2 pseudogenes are annotated in these 1433 nt (G+C 74.5%); both read right to left on the reverse strand.

Annotation, left to right across the window (positions count from 1 at the left end):
* Positions 1–369, reverse strand: a pseudogene (locus tag ACIQOV_RS41315) (hypothetical protein); the annotation flags it as partial.
* A gap of 608 nt (positions 370–977) precedes the next feature.
* Positions 978–1433: pseudogene (locus ACIQOV_RS41320) on the reverse strand (hypothetical protein); the annotation flags it as partial.

The raw sequence follows: 1433 nt of genomic DNA on the forward strand, positions 1-1433 counted from the left end.
GTCGTAGCGGTCGGACGGCGGCGCCCGCTCCTGACGCGGCCCCGCGGCGTACACCCCGGGCCGGAACCGGGGGGCGTCCGTCCAGTCGACCGGGAGCACGGCCGGCGGGAGCGCGGGCAACCGGACGCCGGGCTCGGCGGCGGCCGACTGCCGCTGGGCGACGTCGGAGCCGGGGCGGTCCGCGGAGCGCCGGACCTCCGCGCCCGCCGGGCCGAGCCGTACAGCGGCCGGGGCGGCCGGGGCGGCGACGGCGGGCGGCGCGCCGGGAGCCGGCTGCGCCGCGCCCGTCGCCGTGCCGAGGAGGACCTGGCAGACGGCCCAGGCCGCGAGGAACGCCCAGGACAGCGCGGCCGCCGCGGTCCGACGCACGCGTCGCTCCACTCCGGCCCCCTCCCCGCTCGTGCCGTCACCCGGTCCCGTCCGCAAGAAGCTCTCACTGTAGGCGACGGTGCAGCCGCGCGGGGAGGTTCGGGCGGCGGATCGGCCGGGGCCGGGGTCACGGTCCGGCGGGGGCCTGCACGGTGCTCTCCATCAGTGGGTCTCCTCTGCTGTGCCGCCCGCGCGCCGAACCGGGACAGGCGGTCACTTTCCGAAATCGGTGACGAACTGTCAGTGCTCCGGGCCGCCCCCCGAGCGGGCTGGGCTGATGGGAGGCACACCTCGCGAGAGGTCACGGCTTGGGGGTCACCCCCGCGGGCGCGGGGCCGACTCACCACCGCCGTTGAGCACGTACGCAATCTGGGAGCTATCCCCGCGGGCGCGGGGCCGACATCCGTTAGGCACCGGCCAGAAGCTGGGCGGCGGAGCTATCCCCGCGGGCGCGGGGCCGACACTTCCTGACCTGCTGTGATTGGGCGCAGAGTGCGCCAATCCATTCAGTTCGAATCCGGGGCCCCACGTGTGCGGGGCCGACGCCCCAGAGGCCATCATCCCCGCTGCGCCCTTACGAGCCGGGCCTGAGCCTTCGCGGGCTGTTGTCAGGCATGGGTGTGGGGGACGGGTTCGCCGGTGAGGGTGTCGGTCAGGGCCCGGGGGCGGAGTGGCTGACGCAGGACGACCTTCAGCTCGGCGATGCCGCCGTCCTCGCACCCGACGTCCGGACCCGAAGCGTCACGGCGCCTGAGCAGTAGTGCGACCTGCTTGTCCGTCTCCCGTGCCACCAGGTCGGGCTTGTAGTCGCAGCCGCTCCAGGAGACCTCCATCGTGATCGTACGGTCATCCGCCGCCACGACCGTGTTCTTCGTGGACGGGTCGGCGAGCGCGATGCGGCGCAGAACCGATGCGTCCCGCCGCTTGTACGGCAACGGATAGTCGGATTCACCCTCCCCCGCGGAGCACCCCGACACCACGACCGCGATCAACGCCACCACCACCGCCCAACGCCTGCCGCGCACCCTCACGTCCACAACCCCGCCCTCCCCCTGTCGCGAACC

Origin of the sequence: Kitasatospora sp. NPDC091257, assembly GCF_044757675.1 — a bacterium.
GTDB classification, from domain to species: domain Bacteria; phylum Actinomycetota; class Actinomycetes; order Streptomycetales; family Streptomycetaceae; genus Kitasatospora; species Kitasatospora lactacystinica.